Source organism: Methylobacterium sp. 22177 (genome assembly GCF_052045615.1).
In the GTDB taxonomy this organism is placed as follows: Bacteria; Pseudomonadota; Alphaproteobacteria; order Rhizobiales; family Beijerinckiaceae; genus Methylobacterium; species Methylobacterium radiotolerans.
On the sequence record NZ_JBQEPK010000016.1, the window covers coordinates 92,692 to 110,118 of the forward strand.

General features: G+C 75.1%; 12 protein-coding genes. 1 reads left to right on the plus strand and 11 read right to left on the minus strand.

Annotated features, from left to right (window positions below):
- Positions 1 to 130: 130 nt before the first annotated feature.
- Together ACTJK8_RS16295 and ACTJK8_RS16300 are read right to left on the minus strand one after the other, a co-directional pair.
- On the minus strand, positions 131 to 1,309 hold the full coding sequence (locus ACTJK8_RS16295) for an efflux RND transporter periplasmic adaptor subunit (RefSeq protein WP_012321700.1): 1,179 nt from the start codon (positions 1,307 to 1,309) through the stop codon (positions 131 to 133).
- Positions 1,310 to 1,367: 58 nt separating this feature from the next.
- Entirely contained in the window at positions 1,368 to 1,685 is a 318-nt protein-coding gene (locus tag ACTJK8_RS16300; RefSeq protein ID WP_234740987.1) for a hypothetical protein, read from the minus strand.
- Between the two features lie 716 nt (positions 1,686 to 2,401).
- On the opposite strand from ACTJK8_RS16300, the gene ACTJK8_RS16305 reads away from it, so the two are divergent.
- Entirely contained in the window at positions 2,402 to 3,499 is a 1,098-nt protein-coding gene (locus ACTJK8_RS16305) for a DUF4272 domain-containing protein (RefSeq protein ID WP_440762224.1), read from the plus strand.
- 12 nt (positions 3,500 to 3,511) lie between these two features.
- On the opposite strand, the gene ACTJK8_RS16310 is transcribed toward ACTJK8_RS16305, so the two are convergent.
- The 9 genes from ACTJK8_RS16310 to bcsS form a co-directional block, all read right to left on the minus strand.
- Positions 3,512 to 4,900 carry an FAD-binding oxidoreductase gene (locus ACTJK8_RS16310; RefSeq protein WP_440762225.1) on the minus strand — a complete coding sequence of 463 codons (1,389 nt, stop codon included), beginning with the start codon at positions 4,898 to 4,900 and terminating at the stop codon, positions 3,512 to 3,514.
- Between the two features lie 87 nt (positions 4,901 to 4,987).
- Positions 4,988 to 5,470 carry a nucleoside deaminase gene (locus ACTJK8_RS16315; RefSeq protein WP_012321704.1) on the minus strand — a complete coding sequence of 161 codons (483 nt, stop codon included), beginning with the start codon at positions 5,468 to 5,470 and terminating at the stop codon, positions 4,988 to 4,990.
- A gap of 733 nt (positions 5,471 to 6,203) precedes the next feature.
- Positions 6,204 to 7,580 (minus strand): response regulator, encoded by a 1,377-nt coding sequence (locus tag ACTJK8_RS16320; protein ID WP_440762226.1) that lies wholly within the window; start codon positions 7,578 to 7,580, stop codon positions 6,204 to 6,206.
- A gap of 7 nt (positions 7,581 to 7,587) precedes the next feature.
- Complete coding sequence (bcsN, locus tag ACTJK8_RS16325; protein ID WP_440762227.1) at positions 7,588 to 8,568, minus strand: cellulose biosynthesis protein BcsN; 981 nt, start codon at positions 8,566 to 8,568, stop codon at positions 7,588 to 7,590.
- A complete protein-coding gene (locus ACTJK8_RS16330) occupies positions 8,565 to 10,433 on the minus strand; it encodes a hypothetical protein (RefSeq protein ID WP_053620615.1) in 1,869 nt (622 codons plus the stop codon). Before ACTJK8_RS16330 ends, bcsN begins: the two co-directional genes overlap by 4 nt.
- Entirely contained in the window at positions 10,418 to 11,521 is a 1,104-nt protein-coding gene (locus ACTJK8_RS16335) for a glycosyl hydrolase family 8 (RefSeq protein ID WP_440762228.1), read from the minus strand. Before ACTJK8_RS16335 ends, ACTJK8_RS16330 begins: the two co-directional genes overlap by 16 nt.
- Positions 11,518 to 13,818, minus strand: coding sequence for a cellulose biosynthesis cyclic di-GMP-binding regulatory protein BcsB (locus ACTJK8_RS16340; RefSeq protein ID WP_024828574.1), 2,301 nt, complete (start codon positions 13,816 to 13,818; stop codon positions 11,518 to 11,520). Before ACTJK8_RS16340 ends, ACTJK8_RS16335 begins: the two co-directional genes overlap by 4 nt.
- 7 nt (positions 13,819 to 13,825) lie before the next feature.
- Positions 13,826 to 16,636 (minus strand): UDP-forming cellulose synthase catalytic subunit, encoded by a 2,811-nt coding sequence (bcsA, locus tag ACTJK8_RS16345; protein ID WP_440762229.1) that lies wholly within the window; start codon positions 16,634 to 16,636, stop codon positions 13,826 to 13,828.
- The gene (gene bcsS / locus ACTJK8_RS16350) at positions 16,636 to 17,379 is read right to left on the minus strand and encodes a cellulose biosynthesis protein BcsS (protein ID WP_012321711.1); all 744 of its coding nucleotides are present in this window, start codon (positions 17,377 to 17,379) and stop codon (positions 16,636 to 16,638) included. The genes bcsA and bcsS overlap by 1 nt, the downstream gene beginning before the upstream one ends.
- Between the last annotated feature and the right edge of the window lie 48 nt (positions 17,380 to 17,427).

The following is a 17,427-nucleotide window of genomic DNA, read 5'->3' on the forward strand; positions in this document are numbered from 1 at the left end:
CGGCGTCTCAGGGGCCGTCCCACCGCATCGGCGGGACGCGCTTTGGCGGAGGCCGGCCCCCGGGCGCGGGGAGGATCGGCGCCGCAGACCCGGGGCCGCGTCGGCGCGGCCGGGTCCCGCGGCCGATCTCTCACCGCTGGGGCGGCGCCGGTTCGGACGAGGCGTCGGCCACGGCCGCCCTCTGGGGGGCGACCTTCGCGCCCGGTATCGCCCGCTGGATGCCGTCCGTGACGACCCAGTCGCCGGGCGCGAGCCCCGTCTCGATCACCCGGTAGCGCCCGTCCCGGGGGCCGAGCGTCACCACCCGCTGGGAAACGACATCGTCGGCCCCGACCGTGAGCACGTAGCTGCCCTGCTGGTTCGTCCCGATGGCGTCGTCGCGGACCAGCAGGGCCTTATCCTGGCGTCCGACCGGGATCCGGACCCGCACGAACAGGCCCGGGAGGAGCGCGTGGTCGCCGTTCTCGATGAGCGCCCGGGCCATCAGCGTGCCGGTGGACGGGTCGACCTGCGGCGCGAGGTAGTCGAGCTTGCCGGTATGGGGATAGCCGGTCTCGGTCTGCAGGCCGATCTCCACCGGGATCTTGGACAGGTCGCCCAGCGTCCGCTGCGTCGCGAGCAGGTGCTGCTTGACCAGCAGAACCTGCTGCTCGCTGACGTTGAAGTAGACGTAGAGCGGATCGATGCGCACGAGCTGCGCCAGCTTGGTCGGCCCGCTGATGCCGACGAGCGCCCCGACATCCACGAGGTGGTTGGTGACCACGCCGTCGAAGGGCGCCGAGACCTGCGTGTAGCCGAGATTGATGGTGGCGATGTCGAGATTGGCCTGCGCCTCCATGAGGGCGGCGCTGGCTTGGTCCAGCTTGGTCTTCGCGTCCTCGACGCGCGCCTGCGAGGCGAATTCCTGCCGGCCCAGCGTGGACTGGCGCTGATACTCGGACTGGGCGTTCGCCAGGGTGGCCTGCTGCGCCGCCAGGGCGCCCTGCGCCTGCTTGAGCTGCGCCTCGTAGGTGTTGCGCTGGATGGAGAAGAGCGGCGCGCCCTTCTTCACGACGGCGCCGTCCCTGTAGGTGATCGCCTCCAGGAAGCCCTGGACCCGCGCCTCGAGTTCGACGGCCGCGAAGGCCTTGGTGTTGCCGGTGAGCTCGAAGTAGCGCGTCACCGTGCGCATGGCCGGCTGCGCGACCGAGACGGTGGGCGGCGGCGGCGGGACGTACTGGTTCGAATCGTGGCAGCCGGCGGCGAGTCCCGCGATGGCGGCCAGGGCGAGGAGACGGAGGGATCCGGGGAGCTGAAACACGATCGGCACGGTCGACCCTCAACCTGAGAGCGTTACGGGACGGTCTTCGGCCTCGGTCCAGCCGCGGCTACTGGCCGTCCTCGGCCTTGGCTTCCCGGGCGAGGGTCAGGCACTCCAGCAGATCGACGTAGCTGGGCAGGCCGTCGAGCTGGGCTTCCGCCGCGCAGCGTGTCCGGTCGACCGCCGGGAAGCTGGACCACTTCTTGGCCACCTCGGCGCGGGCCGATCCCTCGTCCTGGAGGCAGAGTTTCTGCCGACCGACATCGAGGGTCATCTCCTGCGTCGCCGCCCGGCAGCTGCCACGAACGTCGAAGACCGGCATCTTGTCCGAGACCGGCGTCGTCAACGCCAGCTCCAACAGCAGGGCGGGGACAGCAAACATCATGATCGGCACACCCGCGCGTCGCCTCGACCGGGTAGCCCGGTCGATCCGTGTTTTGGCAGCCCCGAACGGTTGCCGTGCCCTGCGGCAATACAGGTTCGATACGCGAGACCGACTCGATTCGGTTGCCTATCCTGTATCGATAGCATAGCTCGCCGCCGAGTTGTCGCAACAAAAATTGTTATCAACCGGCGCATACTACCTAACATGGCCGGCGACCGGCATATCGGCGAGGCGATATCTGCGATATCCGCCGGATACGTAAGATCGATAGAGAGAAAAGGTTATTCTATAAAGTATAAGCGTGTTCCCGGGCGCTGGATCGGTTCAGCGTGCGCGCGGGGCGACTGTACAATCGTTCGGGCCGCGCCCGCCGTCGTCGGCGTGTCGTCGGCGTGTCGTCGGCCAGCGCCGGGCCTGCGCTGACGAAGAAGCCCCCGGTGAGGCCGACGACGAGGGCCTCGGGCTTGAGCGCGCCCATCCTGTCGGCGAGGGCCCCGCCTCCGGCGCGGAGCGGGCGGGCTCGCGTCCGCGGCCCGGCGCCCGGGCCGTTCGGGTGAGCGTTCGCCGGGCGCCGGCGCGGCCGGCTCGGGGAGGATCGTCCGGGCGCGCGCGGTGCGCCTTGCCCGGCCGGGGCGCCCGCCTCACTGTGCGCGCGCCCGCTTCCGCGGCCGCAGACCCGACGGCGCCGCTTCACGGGTAGACCGGAAGGGAGAGGCATGAATCTGCTGAAGCGGCTGTTCGGACGCGCCGATGCGGCACCGGCGGCGGAGGCGCCGCCGGACGAGCCGCTTCTCGTCAACGCCTACGCGACCGTGCGCGACCTGCCCGCGCTGGCCTTCCCCCACGAGCCGAACGGGCGTCGGGACCTGTCCGACCCCGCCTTGCAGCCGCATCTCGACGGGTTCATCGGCTACGTCATGGGACGGGGCGACGGCCAGATGACCGCCCTGCGCTACCACCTGTGGCGCCACCTGCAGCGCGTCCGCAACCACGTCAGCTTCGCGGTCGCCGCGCCCGATCTGCCGCGCGTCGAGGCCTGGGCGCTCGCGGCGAACGCCGTCCTCTTCCTGCCGGACGGCTCGGTGCGCGCGCCCGACATGGCGCTCCTCATGTCGGCCGCGGGTGAGACGGATCCCGCGGCGCGCCTGCCCTATCCGCCCGACGCCGTCGCGCGCCGCGCCCGGACCCTGGAGCGGCTGGGGAACCTGGACCCGAAGCCGCCGGCCGGCATGCCCCCCGCGCTCGGCGAGGCGGAGTTGGCACTTCGACCACCGGCGGAGGTGCTCCGGCGGGCTCTGGCACTGCTCTACATCGCCGCCTGGGGGCAGGCCTTCGGCGCCGGCACGACGCTGATCGCGCCGGGACAGAGGGCGCTGAATCCCACCGGCTTCGCTTCCCTGTCGCCGGCCGAGCGCGCCCGGATCGAGGCGGCGGACCTCAGGGACGCCGCGGCAGCGTCCTGGCGCTACGAGGCCGCGAACACCCTGCTGTGGGCGCTCGGCGCGAGCGCGGCCCGGATCGCCGACAGCGACGCCGCGGCCGACGTGGACGCGCTCTGGCGGGCAGTCGCGCCGCTCGCGCAGGACGCGGGCGCGGCGGATGTCGCGCGCCTGCGGCCGCCCGGCGAGATCCTGGAGGCGCTGGACCGCGCGTGGCGGGAGCACTGGGTCGTCCGGCAGGCGCGGCAGAAGGGAGTGGCCCCCGCGGGGCTCAACGGCGACGTCGTGGCGGAGCGTCACGTCGCGCTGAACTGGCTGACCGGCTTCCAGAACGACCGCGACACGCCGTGGGACGCGATCGACACGCCGACGTGACCGCACCTCGGCTCAGCGGAGACCGTCGAAGTAGTCGAAGAACACGCGGTCCGGATCGTGCTTGTCGCGCAGCGCGCACAGCCTCTGCCACTTCTCGGGCGTGAACGCCTGGGCGACGATCTCGGGCTGCTCGACCGTGTCGGTCTCGCCGATGTAGTAGCCGATGTTGAACGGCTTCAGCGCGGCGATCACCGCCTGATGCCACGCGGCGTTGGCCTGGTCGTCGTCCGCCTCGCGCCACATGGTCCAGGGGCCGCCATAGACCTTCGAGGTCATGGAGCGGGCCATGTCCCGCTGCGGCCCCGGGACGTCGGGCCCGCAGAAGATCGTCGACAGGAACACCGAGGTCGCCGAAGGCGCGCTCCGCCACAGGGGCAGGATGGCGGCCATCAGCGCGCCGGGGCAGTGATTGGAGTAGGTGGCCTCGACCCGTGAGCGCACGCCCTCCGGGAAGAGCGCGCCGGACGCGTCGAAGAGCTGCTCGAAGTCGAGGGGCGTCGCCCGCGCGCGCGACAGGGGCGCGACCGGTGCGCCGTCCAGCGGCGCCAGCGCGCGCCGCGCCGCCTCCGGTGTGTCCTCGAAGGCGGTGGCGGTGACCATGCAGACCCAGCCGTTCTGGGCCGCCGCCTGCGCGGCCAGCGCGGGCGGCGCCTTGACGAGGAACTGGGTCAGCTCGACGCTCGGCGCGATCGTCGGCGCCGCCTCGCCGAGCCACCTGCCGATGGCCGGCGCGTCCTCGAGGCGATAGAAGGACTCGCTCCCGTGAATGGCTTTCGGCAGCGCGTGGAGCTTGAGGAAATACTTCGTGACGATCCCGAAGAAGCCCGGGCCTGCGCCGCGCGCGGCCCAGAAGAAGTCCGGGTTCTCGGTCTCGCTGGCCCGGATCAAGTCGCCCTGGGCGGTGACGAGCTCGATCGCCTCGACGCTCTCGGTCCCGTAGCCCCAGACCGTGGGGTTCCAGGCCATGCCGCCGCCGAGGAAGTAGCCGCTGGCCTTGACCTGAGGACAGTGGCCGGTCGGGAAGGCGAGGCCGTGGCCGTTGAGCGCCTTCTGGATGTCGCGGTTGCTGAGAATGGGCTGGATGACGGCCCGGCGCTGCGCGACGTCGATCGCCAGGATCTTGTCGAGGCTCCCGAGGTCGATCAGGATCCCGCCGTTGCGCAGGGTCGGCTGGCACCAATTGTGGCCGCCGCCGCGGACGACCACCTTGAGGCCGTGCGCGCGGGCGAACGTCACCGTGGCGACGATGTCGTCCTCGTCGGCCGCCTTGACGATCATCTGCGGTGCCCGGTCCGGGATCAGTCTGTTCCACAGGTTCCCGTGAAGGGCGTCCCGGAACTGCGGGTCGCCCGCGTCGATGACCGGGCCTCTGCAGACCGTCCTCAGGCTCTCAGCATTCATGTCCAGGCACTGCGCGGGCGGGGAGACCCGCTCGGGCGAGGGGGCCTGAGCGGGCGGAACAGGACGGCCGATCTCGCGATCCGGCCCTCAGTAGGGGACGCGGTCCGCTTTCTGCGCGTACTTCTTCCAGACCTCGACGGCCTCCTCGCGCATGATCTGCTGGGTCGGGATGGAGCGCTCGCCGACATCCTTCTTGAGTTCGGCGTAGATCATGCTGTCGTCGAAGCCGCCGTACTCCAGCGCGTCCTCGACCTGCGCCGCGTAGTAGACGTTCTTGACGCCGGCCCAGTAGGCGGCCGCCATGCACATCGGGCAGGGTTCGGCGCTGGTGTAGAGCGTCGCGTTCCGGAGCTTGAAGCTGCCCTGCGCCTTGCAGGCCTTCCGGATGGCCTCGATCTCGCCGTGCCAGGTCGGGTCGTTCTCGGCGACGACGCGGTTGGCGCCCTCGGCGATGATCTCGCCGTCCTGGACGATCACGCAGCCGAACACGCCGCCGGCGCTGTCGACCAGTGACGTCTTCTCCGACAGGGCGATCGCCCGGGCCATGAACTTCTCGTGGTTGTCAGACATTGGAACCTCTGTCGTCGCGAAACGGGTCGGCTGATCGATACTGTGAACCGCGGAGACTTGCTTATCGAGGGGCGATCCCGCTTGTTGTGTCGAACCGCACTAGACTTCAAGGCGTGCTTAACGACTCGGGATCGGCCGGCCGACATTGCCGTCGGGTTGAGCAACGTCGCCGCGCGGTACGGCCGAGCGGTGTCGGCCGCGACGGGCACGCGACCGCCGTCGATCTGCGCGGGCAGGATCGGCGACGGGGCGTGGCGCGGTGCGGGACGTCCGGCTGAGACCGTGCGTCCCGCGAAGCGCATGTTCGTCAGCCAATAACGCGCGGCTACGATGTCTCTGTCGACAGGATAGACAGGGTCGACGGAGCCCCGTCAACGCTTCCGGACAATCGATCGCGGTGGAATTGTAAATGTCCAAGAATGCAATAGAGCGGCCGTGAATAGCTGATCAATGTTGCCGGCAGGCCGATCCGGGCAGCACATCCGGCGCGTTGCGGCCGCGGCCGCGGCCCTCGATCGGGGCGGCGGCGCCCCGGCTGAGACGGACGGACAAGAAATAATCCGTCCCGTCACGGCCGGGCAATCCTGCTTCAGGGCACCGCGATCCGGGTCGGAGGGGGCGGCGCCGCCGCGCGGGGCGACGGCGCGACCGGTCCGGGACCTCCAGGCTTCGCGGGGCGATCTTCCAGTCGCTGGTGCCGGCCCGGATCGCGGGGCGTCCCGGAAGCGGGCGATCAGGCGGCCGGACGCTCCGCGAGGACGTCGCGGATGGCGCCCCTGACGTGCCCGAGGGCGTCCGCCTCGTCCGAGCCGCCGGTCACGGCGGCCTCGAGGGTCCGGCACGCCGCCGCCAGGCGCGTGTAGCCGAGGCTGCCCGCCATGGCGATCAGGGCGTGCGCCTCCTGGGCGATCGTCGGGCGCGGGGTTCCGGGCGGGAACGCCGCCTCGAGGCGCGCCCGCAGGTCGCCGGTCAGGCGCGCGACCTCGGCCGCGCCGATCGCGTCGCGGAGGCGCTCGACCCGCGCCGCGTCGCGGACAGGTTCCGGATCGGGCGCCGGGCGCGCGGCCGGAGCCGCCGCGAGGCCGGCCACCGCGGCCGACAGCCCGGCCGGCGTGAGGCTGACCGCCAGCCCGCCTCCGGCCGGCACGCAGGCGGCCAGTTCCTGCTCCGTCAGGGCCAGGATCGCCGCCATGGCGGCGCTGCGGACCAGGCCGGCCGCCAGGATCGGCGCCGGCGCCTCGGCGGCCGACAGGGGCAGGCTGCGGGCGCCGACGTGGAGCCAGCTGAGCAGCCGGCAGGCCGGATCGTCCGAATCCCGAACCGCGGCGGCGAGTCCCGCGCGGCGCTCGGCGAAGGCGCGGCAGGTCTGCGCCAGCGCCGTCCAGGCGGCCGGATCGTCCACCCGGAACGTCGCGTCGCAGGCGTCGCCGAGACGTCCGGTCAGATCGACGGTGGGGAGCAGGTGGCCCGGGCTTCCCGGCGGCAGCGCCCGGCTCTGCGCGAGACCCTCCGCCGCGCCGATCAGGATGAGATCGGCCTCCGCCACGGGGGCGAGGCGGAAGGCGTGGCCCACCGCGGCGGCCGCCTCGGCGCCGAGATCCGGGTACAGGGCGGCGCGCGGGCGCCCCGGGAGGCCGCGCCGCCGCCACAGCGCCTCGGCCGGCGCCTCGTCGGCGGGCCTCGGCGACGGGTCCGGTGCGACGCCCGCGGGCCCGTCCGACGCCGCGTCCGACGCCGCGTCGGGCGCGCGCAGGCGGTCGAGCGTCGCGTACAGCAGGTAGGGCTCGACCGGCTTGACCAGGATCGCGTCGAACAGCGCGTCGGCGCCCCGGCGCGACGCCAGGCCGTGCCGGTCGGCCGTGATCCCGACGAGGCGGACGCGCCCCTGCGCGCCGACGATCTCGCGCATCAGCCGCGCGAGAGCGTACCCGTCCATCTCGGGCAGGTGGTAGTCGATGAGCACGACGGCGTGGCGGCGCTCGCTCAGGAGCCGCAGGCCCAGAAACCCGTCGGCCGCGCAGTCGAACGCGTCGCCGCGCGCCGCCAGCAGGGCGCCGATCAGGTCGCGCGAGCCGGGATCGTCCTCGACCAGCAGGATACGGTCGGTCATGCGATCCTCACGGGCGGATCCCGGTCCGGGCGACCGGGCCGCGGAGCGCCTCGGGTGGCAGGTCGGCGCCGCTCGCCTCGGCCTGGATGGAGGGCGGTGCGCCGATCGAGGCCTGCCGCAGCGCGGCCGGACCCGCGTCCTGGGGCCCGCGCCCGCCGTCCGGCGCCTCGGCGACGCCCAGGTAGCGCCGGCCCGGCGGCGGGGCGGTCGCGGCGACCGCGGCCCGGGCGACCGGGGCGGGATCCCGCGCCGCGGCCGGAATCCGGCCCGCGGTGCGGGGCCGCGCGGCGGGGACGGGCCGCGCCGCCGACGGGCCCGCGACGGGCGTTCCCGCGTGGCGCGGCACGAGCGTGATCTGCGTGATCGCGGCGGCCATCGCCTCGAGGGTGATGTCGTCGCGGCAGAGCCGGATCCGCAGGGACACCGGGCCGGGTCGCCCGGAGGCCGGGTCGAGATCGGGGGCGGCGGCGATCCACTGCCAGGCGTAGAGGCAGCGGGCGCCCCCCGCCGCCCGGCCGACCGCGAGTCCGTAGGGCCCGTAGGCGTTGGCGGCGGGCCGGGTCACGACCTGCATCGCCGTTCCGGGGAAGGCCGCGGCGAGCTCGGCGCGGATGCCGGTCTCGGTCGGCCGGCCGCCGGCGGGGCTCGCCTCCCCGGCCGCGCTGCCGCGGGGCATGCGCAGCAGGATGCCGTTCTCGCCCCCCGCGCCGCGGGGCGCGGGGCTCAGCGACACGGCCTGCTCGAAGGCGTCGGCGCCGTCGTGCTCCCGCAGTCGCACCGGCCGGCCCGCCCAGTCCGGCAGGACGGCCATCGGCGTGGCGGGACGGCCGGGATCGGCCGAGGCCGGCAGCCGCCCGTCCGCGATCGCGTCCAGGCTGGCGTAGCGCGGGGTTCCGGCGACGGAGCGCGCCGCGTCCCGGGCCGTGCAGGCGCCGAGGAGGAGGGCGGTCAGCGCCAGGGCGCGGAGGGGGCGGACAGGGAACGTCACGGCGTCGTCTCTCGCACGGTCTGGTTACGCATCGCTTGCCGCGCGCCGAGGGCGCCCGTGGTCGCCGGCGCCTCCCGGTCCGCGGGACCGCCCGGCTCCGTGCCCGCCCGCGCGGCCTGCTCGTCGGCCCAGAGGGTCCCCCGCGGCGCCGGGCTGTCGGCGGCGCTCGGCTGGCTCGCCTGCTCGCCGCCGTTCCAGGCCGGCAGGAGCGCGAAGCCGTAGCGCTCGTAGGGCATCGGCCCGACGCCCGGCACGCGGCGGGCGACCGTGGGCGCGCGGCCGCGCGGCCGCGCCGACCAGCGCGCCTCGGTGACCGGGCTCCCGGTCGGCGCGGCGCGCAGGTCGTTCTCCATGAGCACCGCCACCGGGAAGTCGCTGCGCCGGATCGCCGGCGGCGCCGGCGTCCGGTCGGCGGCGATCTCGTCGGGCGGCGGCACGCGGCCGCGCGCGGCCGGGCCGGTGACCGCGGCGAGTTCGAGATAGCCGGGGCTCGCCGCGGGCTCGGCCCTGGCCGTCCGGGACTCCGGCGCCTCGCAGGGCATCGGCCGGGCCGCGGCGCTCTGGAACAGCAGGTCGACCACCCGCGGGAACAGCCCGTCGTAGCGGTTCACGACCTCCAGGAAGGTGCGCTCCTGGCGCGTCCGGCGCAGCGACAGGGCGTAACCGTAGACCGTCGCCTCCTTGGGGTACCAAGCCACGGCGCGCCGGAACCAGCCCAGGGCCGTGTCGAACTGGCAGCGGTTGTAGGCGTACCAGCCGAGGGCCTGCGCGCCCTCGCCCGAGGCCGTCGCCAGGGTGACCTCGGCGTAGCGCCTGAGCCGTTCCGGCTCGATGGCGGGCGGGTCCGCCCGGGTCAGATCCGTCTCCAGCAGGTCGATGAACAGGAGGCTGTTGTTCACGAGCGGCGCCCGCCACGCGTAGGCGACGTCCTCCGCGTCGCGCCGCCGGCCGAGGAGACGGAGGGTGTGGGCGAGGCCGTGCGCCACCATGGCGTCGCCGCCCCGCGCGACGGCGCGCTTGAACCACGCGAGGGCCGTCGGCAGGTCGCGCCGCTTGAACGCCAGCCACGCGACGAGGGCGGCTTGGTCGGGATCGTGCGCGGCCTCCGCGTAGGCCTCGAACGCCGCGAGGTCGTGGGCCGAGACCGCTTGCCCGGCCTCGTCGTGGAGCACGGCGCCGATCCGGCCGCGGATGAGGTCGACGCGGATCGCGTCCAGGTCCCGGGCCTCGCCGAGGGCGGCCAGCCGGTCGACATCGGCCATCGGCAGGATCTGCATCGCCCGCAGCAGGCTGACCCGCCGCTCCTCGGGCCCGAACCGGCCGCCGGTGAGCGCGCCGCGCAGCAGGTCGTAGGCCTTCTCGGGCCGCTCGGTCCGGCCGTAGGCCTCGGCGACGGCCCAGACCACCTCGGCGTCGGCCGCGGCGATGTCGGCGGCGCGGCCGGCGGCGAGGGTCGCGAGGTCGGGCCAGCGGCCCGCCCTGGCGAGGGACAGGCAGGATTCGCGCAGCGCGCGCGCGGACAGGGCGGACTGCAGCGCCGGGGAGGGCGTCCAACCCGGCTCGGCCCGGGCGCGGGCGGCGAGCGCGGCGGCGAGATCGGCGTCGCGGCCGGCGCCGAGCAGGTCCCAGAGGCCGTCCTCGTCCTCGCCGCCGGCGCGCGCGGTCCAGAGATCGGCCGGCGGCTGCCAGCCGGGATGGCGCCGCCGCAGCCGCTCCGTCTCGGCCTCCACCCGCGCGCGCTGGTGCTGGCTCGCGTAGTAGCGCAGGGCGGTCTCGTCCGGCCTGGCGGCGGGCCCGGCGGTCGCGCCGGCGGCGGCGGCCGGAGCGGCGGCCAGCAGGGCGGCGAGGATCAGCGCGGTGCGCATGCCGGGTACCGCGCGTTCAGGGCCGCCAGGGCCAGCAGCTGCAGGGTAACGGGGTAGTAGTTCTCGCTCTCGGCGCGGACGCGCGTCAGGGCCGCCGGGAACGGCGCACCGCGGCTCGCGCAGGCGGCCAGCGCCGGGATGGCGGCGTAGCCGGTCTCGGTCAGCCGCGCGGCGACCCGTCCGGTCCCGGTCTCGACCAGCGCCAGCCCGGCCTCGGGCTTCTGCCACAGGGCGAGGAATGGCGCGTAGAGATCCGGCTCGGTGATGCCCGCCATGGCGAGGTAGAGCGGGATCCGCAGCGCGTTGTAGCCGAACTCCGCCGGGAACCCGTCGGCGGGGCGGGGCGCGGCCCCGGACAGCGAGATCCACTCCACGGGCAGCCGCTGCGACCCGAAGCGGGCGGCCGCGATCAGCCGGCGCCCGCTGCGCGCGAGCGCCCGCCAGTCGAACTCGGGCGCGAGCAGGCCGACCCGGTCGAGGGCCGGGAAGACCCAGTAGGAGAGGTTCACCACCGGGCCGTCCGCCCGATCCTCGGCCGAGAACCCCGCCACCGCCGGCAGGATCAGCGGACCCTGCGGCGCGCGCGGCAGGAGCAGCTTGCGCCCGAGCTCGACGGCGATCCGGCGGCCGGCGACCTGATGCTCGGGCTCGTGCCACGCCTCGGCGGCCTCGGTGAGCGCCCAGGCGACGAGCAGGTCGCCGTCCGAGGCGTCGTTCATGTCGGCCACGGCGGGGCGCTTGTCCGGCTCCCACCGCCACGCGATCAGCTGGTCGTCGCGGACCATCAGGTTCGCCCGGGTCCAGGTCCAGATCCGCTCGAAGGTCTCGCGGTCGCCCGCCGCCACCGCGAGCAGCATCCCGTAGCCCTGGCCCTCGCTGTGGCTGATGCCGCCGTTGGCGGTGTCGGCCACGCGTCCCTGCTCGCTGACGAACCGGGCCTTGTAGGCCCGCCACGCCTCGGCGTTCCGGAGGGTGCCGGCGAGGGGCGGGGCCGAGGCCGTCGCGGCGAGCGCCGGGCGGGCGGCCAGGAGGGTCAGGACGCAGAGGCCGGCGAGGCCGCGCAGGAGGACGCTTATCAGGACGCTCATTCCGGTCTCCGACCGAGGTTGCGCACGAGCAGGTGGGTCGAGCCGGCGAGGCCGCCGGCCAGGAGCAGGCCGGCGAGGCCGAAGAGGCCGGCGTGGAGCGAGAGCCAGCCCGCCGCGACGCGGCGGAGGTTGCCCGGGGCCGGGGCCAGGGTCGCCACGTAGCGGGGCTCGGCCGCCGCCTCGACCGCCACGCCGCCGTCGACGGACGAGAGCGCGGCGAGACGCCCCGCGGGCCGCGTCCAGACCCGCGGATGGACGAGGCAGGCCACCGCCTCGCGCAGGCCCGCCGAACTCGGCGCCGTCACCAGGGTCACCAGATCGTCCGGGGCGGGCCCGGTCACGCCCTGGGCCAGGAGAGCGGCGGCGTCCGTCAGGACGGGGGCGGACGGCCGCGCGCCTGACCGCGTCGCGGCTTCGGCCACGGCGTCGGGCGCGGGGCGCACCAGGGCGCTGCAGGCGGCGAGGCCGTCGGTCCGCAGCACGCGCCGCCGCAGCGCCGGCCCGCTCTCGCGCGCCGGCACGGCGTCCCGCCCGGCCCAGGCGTCGAACACGGCCCGGGGATCGAGGCCGGCGGCGGCCAGCACGGTGCCGTCGAGGGCCGGGGCGGGCGAGACCACCACGGCCGGCCCGGAGATCCCGGCCCGGCCGGCCGCGAACGCGAAGGGCAGCACCCGCCCGGCGGCGAGGCCGAGCCGCGCCGCGAGGGTCGCGGCCGCCGCCATCGTGTCCCGATCGGGATTGGGCACCACGAGGGTCGGGCGCCGGCCGGCCGTCGCGTACGGGAAGGCCTCGGCGACGGTCTCGGCGAGCTCGGGCTGGCGGCCGATCCGCGCGAGCGGCGGGAGGGTCAGGCGGCTCGTGGCGGCCAGGAACAGCCGCTCGGTCGGCACCGCCGCCTCGTCCGGGCAGGCCCGGTCGTCCCCGCGCGGCAGCTCCGCGCGGACCGCGATCCGGTTCTGGCCGGGCCGGAGCAGCCGCAGCGGGAGGACCACCGCGCGCCGGGTCATCGCCTCGCCGCCCGGCCGGCCCAGCGGCGTGCTCGCCGCGGTGGCGCCGTTGATCGCCACGACGATCTGGGCGCCGGGGGCGAGACCGGCCGGATAGGCGGCGTCGAGGTCGAGGATCAGCTTGTCGTAGTCGGCCGGCATGAAATCGTGCGGCAGCGCGAGGTCGAAGGCGATCCGGTGGGTGCGCGCGGCGACGTGGGCGTCCGGGATGCCGAGATCCGCGAAGGTCAGGGTCTCGCCCCCGGAGACCGCGCGGCCGCCCGCATCGGCCAGGGCCCGGCGGCCCTGCGGCGTCCCCGGCCGGTCGGCGCGCGCGAGATCCTCGAGCTGCCCCAGGGCCGCGGTCACGTCGGCGTCCTCCGGCCCGGTGACGACCAGGACCGGGCGACGCTCCGCGTTCCGCGGCAGCAGGGCGAGGCGCGGCCCGGTCACGGGGCCGAGCGGCGCCAGATCCAGGCTCGCGGCCAGTTCGGAGACGCGCCCGACCGCGAGCGCCAGCCCGTCGCCGGCCTCGACGGCCGGCGCGAACTCCGCCGCGGGCTGCCGGAAGCCCCCGAGGAGAACCGCGGCCTGCAGGGCGGCGAGCGCCCGCTCCACGGCGCGCGGGCTGAGCTTCCCGCCGGTCTGGAGCAGCCGGATCGGAACCGCTCCGTCGGGGCCGCCGCCGATCGCCGCCAGATCGGCCGGCGCCTGCGGGCCGTCCGTGACCGCGAGGAGGCCGGTCGTCTCGGGGTCGATCTGCGTCCACAGCTCGTAGGTCGCCGGGACCGCGCAGTCGACGCGGTGGCGCTGCGCCACGGCGATGTCGATCCGGTTGAAGCCCCGGGCCAGCGTCCCCGCGGGCAGGTCGAAGGCGAGGCTGCGGAGACCGCGGCTGCCGTCGATCGCGCCGCTGCCGAGGGCGGCGCCGTTGACGCTGAGCGTCAGCCGCGCGGTGTCGGGCAGGATCGAGACCGCGGCCATGTAGCCGACCTGGAAGCGCCCGCCCGCCCGCGCCTCGGCCTCGGTGGCGTAGAAGGCGAAGCTCAGGCGGCCGTTCTCGCCCCAGAGCCGCATGGGTTCGGCGATCGACGGCAGCCGCCGGAGGGTCGGACCGCGCTCGGCGACGACCGGGTCCGCCGCGCCGGCCGCGGTCGGGGGCGGCGCGGCGGGCGCGGCGACCGGCGCCCGCTCGGGCGACGGCAGCGTCAGGACCGGGGCCGCCCCGACCCCCGAGAAGGTCTGGGCCGAGGCGCCGGCGGCGCAGGTCAGGAGGCCGGCCGCGAGGACCGGGCGAAGGCCGTGACGCATCGGGACCTCAGGCGGCGGAGCGGATGGCGGCGGGATCGGCGGGCGCGCGGACGAGCGCGCGGAAGTCGGGGCCGCGGACGATGTCGGCGGCGCGGGCCGGCTCGGGGCGCTCGGCGCCGGCGAGGGCGAAGATCCCCGCGAGCCAGGCGGCCGGGTCGAGGCGCGGCTCGGGAGCGTCCGTGCCGGATGCCGCGGCGGGGGCCTCGGCCGCGGCGAGCCTGGCGACCGCCTGCCTCCACGCCGCTTCCGTCAGCGGCATCGCGACGGAGACGTCCGGCTCGGCCGCCGGGAGCGGGGTCGGCGCCGGCGCGGGCGCGGGCGCGGGCACGGGCACGGGCACGGGCTTGGCCGGCGCCGGCTCGGCGGTCGCCGGGGCGCCGACCGGAGCGGTCACCGCGACGGGCGCCGGCACCGCCGGGGCGGCGGCCGCGGCAGCCCGCTCGGCGACGGGCACGTCGACGACCGGCAGGGGGATCGACGCCGCCTGCGGGATCTCCGCGGGGGCCGCCGGCGCCGGGACGATCGCGGCCGGGACTTCCGGAGCGGCCGCCGGAGCGGCGCCGCGGTCCCGGAGCGCGTAGGTGACGGCCCGGCCCGGCTCGGTGATGCCCCAGGCCAGGAAGCGGAGGCTTCCGGAGAGCAGGTCCTTCGGCCGGCGCCGGCCCGACAGGAACGCCTGCAGGGCGGAGACGTCGCCGTAGATCAGCTCGGCCAGCCCGCGGAACAGCGGGGCGCCGGCTTCCGCAGGCGCGACTTCCCACGCGACCTCCCAGGTGTCGCCCGACAGGCCGGCGCGCGGGCGGAAGGCGAGAACGGCGCCGGACCCCTCGGCGAGGACGATCCGGCCCGGGCTCCCGGCCTCGGCCGCGGCCGGCCAGGTCGACCCGTCGCAGCGGCGCAGGCGGCAGCCCTCGGCGGAGGCGCGCTCCACCACGACCTCGAACACGGCGCCGCCGACCGACGCGACGGCGCGCCGGTTCACCGGCAGGCTGTGGCTGCGCTCGGTCTGACGGCGCTCGGCCACGACGCCGAGGGCCGCGCCCGCGATGACGAGGTTGAACAGGCACCAGAGCCCGACGACCAGCATCAGGCTGGTGACGCCCGGCTCGTAGAGGTAGCGCCACGCGGCCGTCGCGCAGCCCGCCGCCAGCGCCCCGAAGATCGCGAAGAACGGCCACGCCAGCCCCGACAGGTGGTCGCGGTCGAGCCCGAGGCCCTTGTTGGTGACGGTGAAGCTCGGCTTGCGGGGCGACAGCACCACCGAGACGATGGAGCGGGCGAGGTAGACGCCCTGCACGTACTCGTAGAGTTCGGAGACCCACGGCCAGCGCACGTGGCCGTAGAGGTAGTTCTGCATCATCATGTTGGCGACCACGTAGGTCGCCGTGTAGACCAGCGCCTCGTCGATCGAGGAGACGAAGATCTTCACGTCGAAGAAGATGTGCAGCAGCGGCGCTAGCATGAAGATCAGGCGCGGCAGCGGGAAGAACCAGAAGGTCATGCTCGACAGGTAGCAGAGCCTCTGGATCGGCTTCAGGCCGCGCTTGAACAGCGGATTCTTCAGGAGCATGATCTGGAACATGCCCTGGCACCAGCGCGCCCGCTGGCCGATGAAGTCGGCGAAGGTCTCGGGCTGGAGGCCGGCGATCAGCGGCCGGTCGACATAGGCGCTGGTCCAGCCGCGGGCGTGCAGCTCGAAGGCGGTCTCGCAATCCTCCGTGATCGTGACGCCCGAGAACCCGCCGACCGCGTCGAGGGCGCTCCGCCGGAGGAGCGCGGCCGAGCCGCAGAAGAACGAGCCGTTCCACTTGTCGAGGCCGGCCTGCGTGACCCCGTAGAACATCTCGTTCTCGGACGGCATCCGGGTGAAGGTCCGCAGGTTCCGCTCGATCGGGTCCGGGTTGATGAAGACGTGCGGGGTCTGCACCAGGAACAGCTTCGGGTCGCGGGCGAACAGGCCCACGGTCTCCCGCAGGAACGGCCGGAACGGCGCGTGGTCGGCGTCGAGCACCAGAACGAGGTCGGCGCGGGCCTGGGTCAGGCCGTTGTTGAGGTTGCCGGCCTTGGCGTGCGCGTTGCGCGCCCGGGTCAGGTAGCGGACGCCCAGCCCGGCGCAGAGCGCCTGCAGCGCGGCGCGGCGGGCCCGCGCCGCGCCGGCCCTGGCGGGGTCCGGGTCGGCGCATTTCTGGTCCGTGCCGCCGTCGTCCAGCAGCCAGACGGTGGCGCGGCCGGCCGGGTAGTCGAGGTTGCGCGCCGCCGCCAGCGTGAGGCCCAGGATCTCGGCGGATTCGTTGTAGGACGGAATGAAGATGTCGACGGTGGGAAGGTCCGCCTCGGGCAGGACCGGCGCGGCGCCGCGGGCCAGCGGCGCGACGTTGATGATCAGGCTGACCGTGAGGATCAGCACGCAGTAGAGTTCCGCCAGCGCCAGCACGACGCCGAGCCCGAAGCTGACGGGATCGTCGAGGGTCGGCAGCGTGCCGGTCACCCGCCAGTAGGCGTAACGGATGACCACGGCCGTGCCGAGCGCCAGGAAGGCCATCCGGGCGAGGCCCCGGCGGGGGAACAGCAGCCAGAGCGCGAGCATCCCGGCTCCGGCGGCGGCGCAGAGCACGCCCTGGGCCGTCAGGCCCACCGGCTGCGTCAGGAAGCCGAGGGCGAGGGCGGCGCAGAGCGCCCAGGTCGCCCACAGGAGGGCCATCAGGAGGCGCGGGCGCGCCGCCGGGGCGGCCGGGATGGCGCCCGTGATGGCGCCCGGGATGGCGGTTGGAAGGGCCTGGGCGGGCGCCGGGCCGCCGAGGGGCGTCGCGCGGGCCATCAGAAGCCCGTCCGCATGTCGAGGGCGGTGTAGAGGCCGCCCTTGCGCACGTGGTCGTGGACGTAGCCGGCCGAGAGGCCGAGCTGCACCGCGCCGATCTGCATGCCGCTCAGATGCGCGCCGACCCGCCACTGCCGGTAGTAGTCGTCCCCGAGGGCGGCGAATTCCGGCCCGACATAGCCGCCCGCCAGCGCCGCGATGCCGAAGCGGACGCGGCCGTAATAGGCGTTGAACGCGGTGCTGTAGGTGCCGGTCGCGTGGAACATCGTGAAGGCGGTCGGCCGGGCGTAGTAGTCGAGCGCCGTCTTCAGGCCGACGCCCGTGCGGGCCACCGTCTCGGTCAGCCCGGATTGCGCGACCTCGTCGCGGCGCACGGCCAGGCCCACGAAGCCGCTGAGCACGCTGTCCGGGCCGACGAGGGCGTAGCCGGCCATCGCGGCGAGGTCGGCCTGCTGGCCGACGGCGCGGGGGGCGCCGGGGCTCTCGGCCCGGTACGATCCGATCAGCCCGTCGACCCGCACGCGGACGCCGCTGGTGAGCAGGTCGCCCGCCGGAGCGGCCGTCACGGTGGCGCTGGCGAACTGCGACCCCTGCGAGGCGATCGCGGCCGAGGTGTCGACGGCGACGATCCAGGCATCCGGGCCGGCCGGCGTCTCGGCCCCGGTATACCAGTCGGCGGCCCGGGCCGCGGGACATCCCGCCGCGGCCAGGGCCGCGGCCCACCCGATGAGGCTGCGATGCATGTCGATACGCTACGTGACTTGCAGGACACCGACAGAATCCGGCCTCTA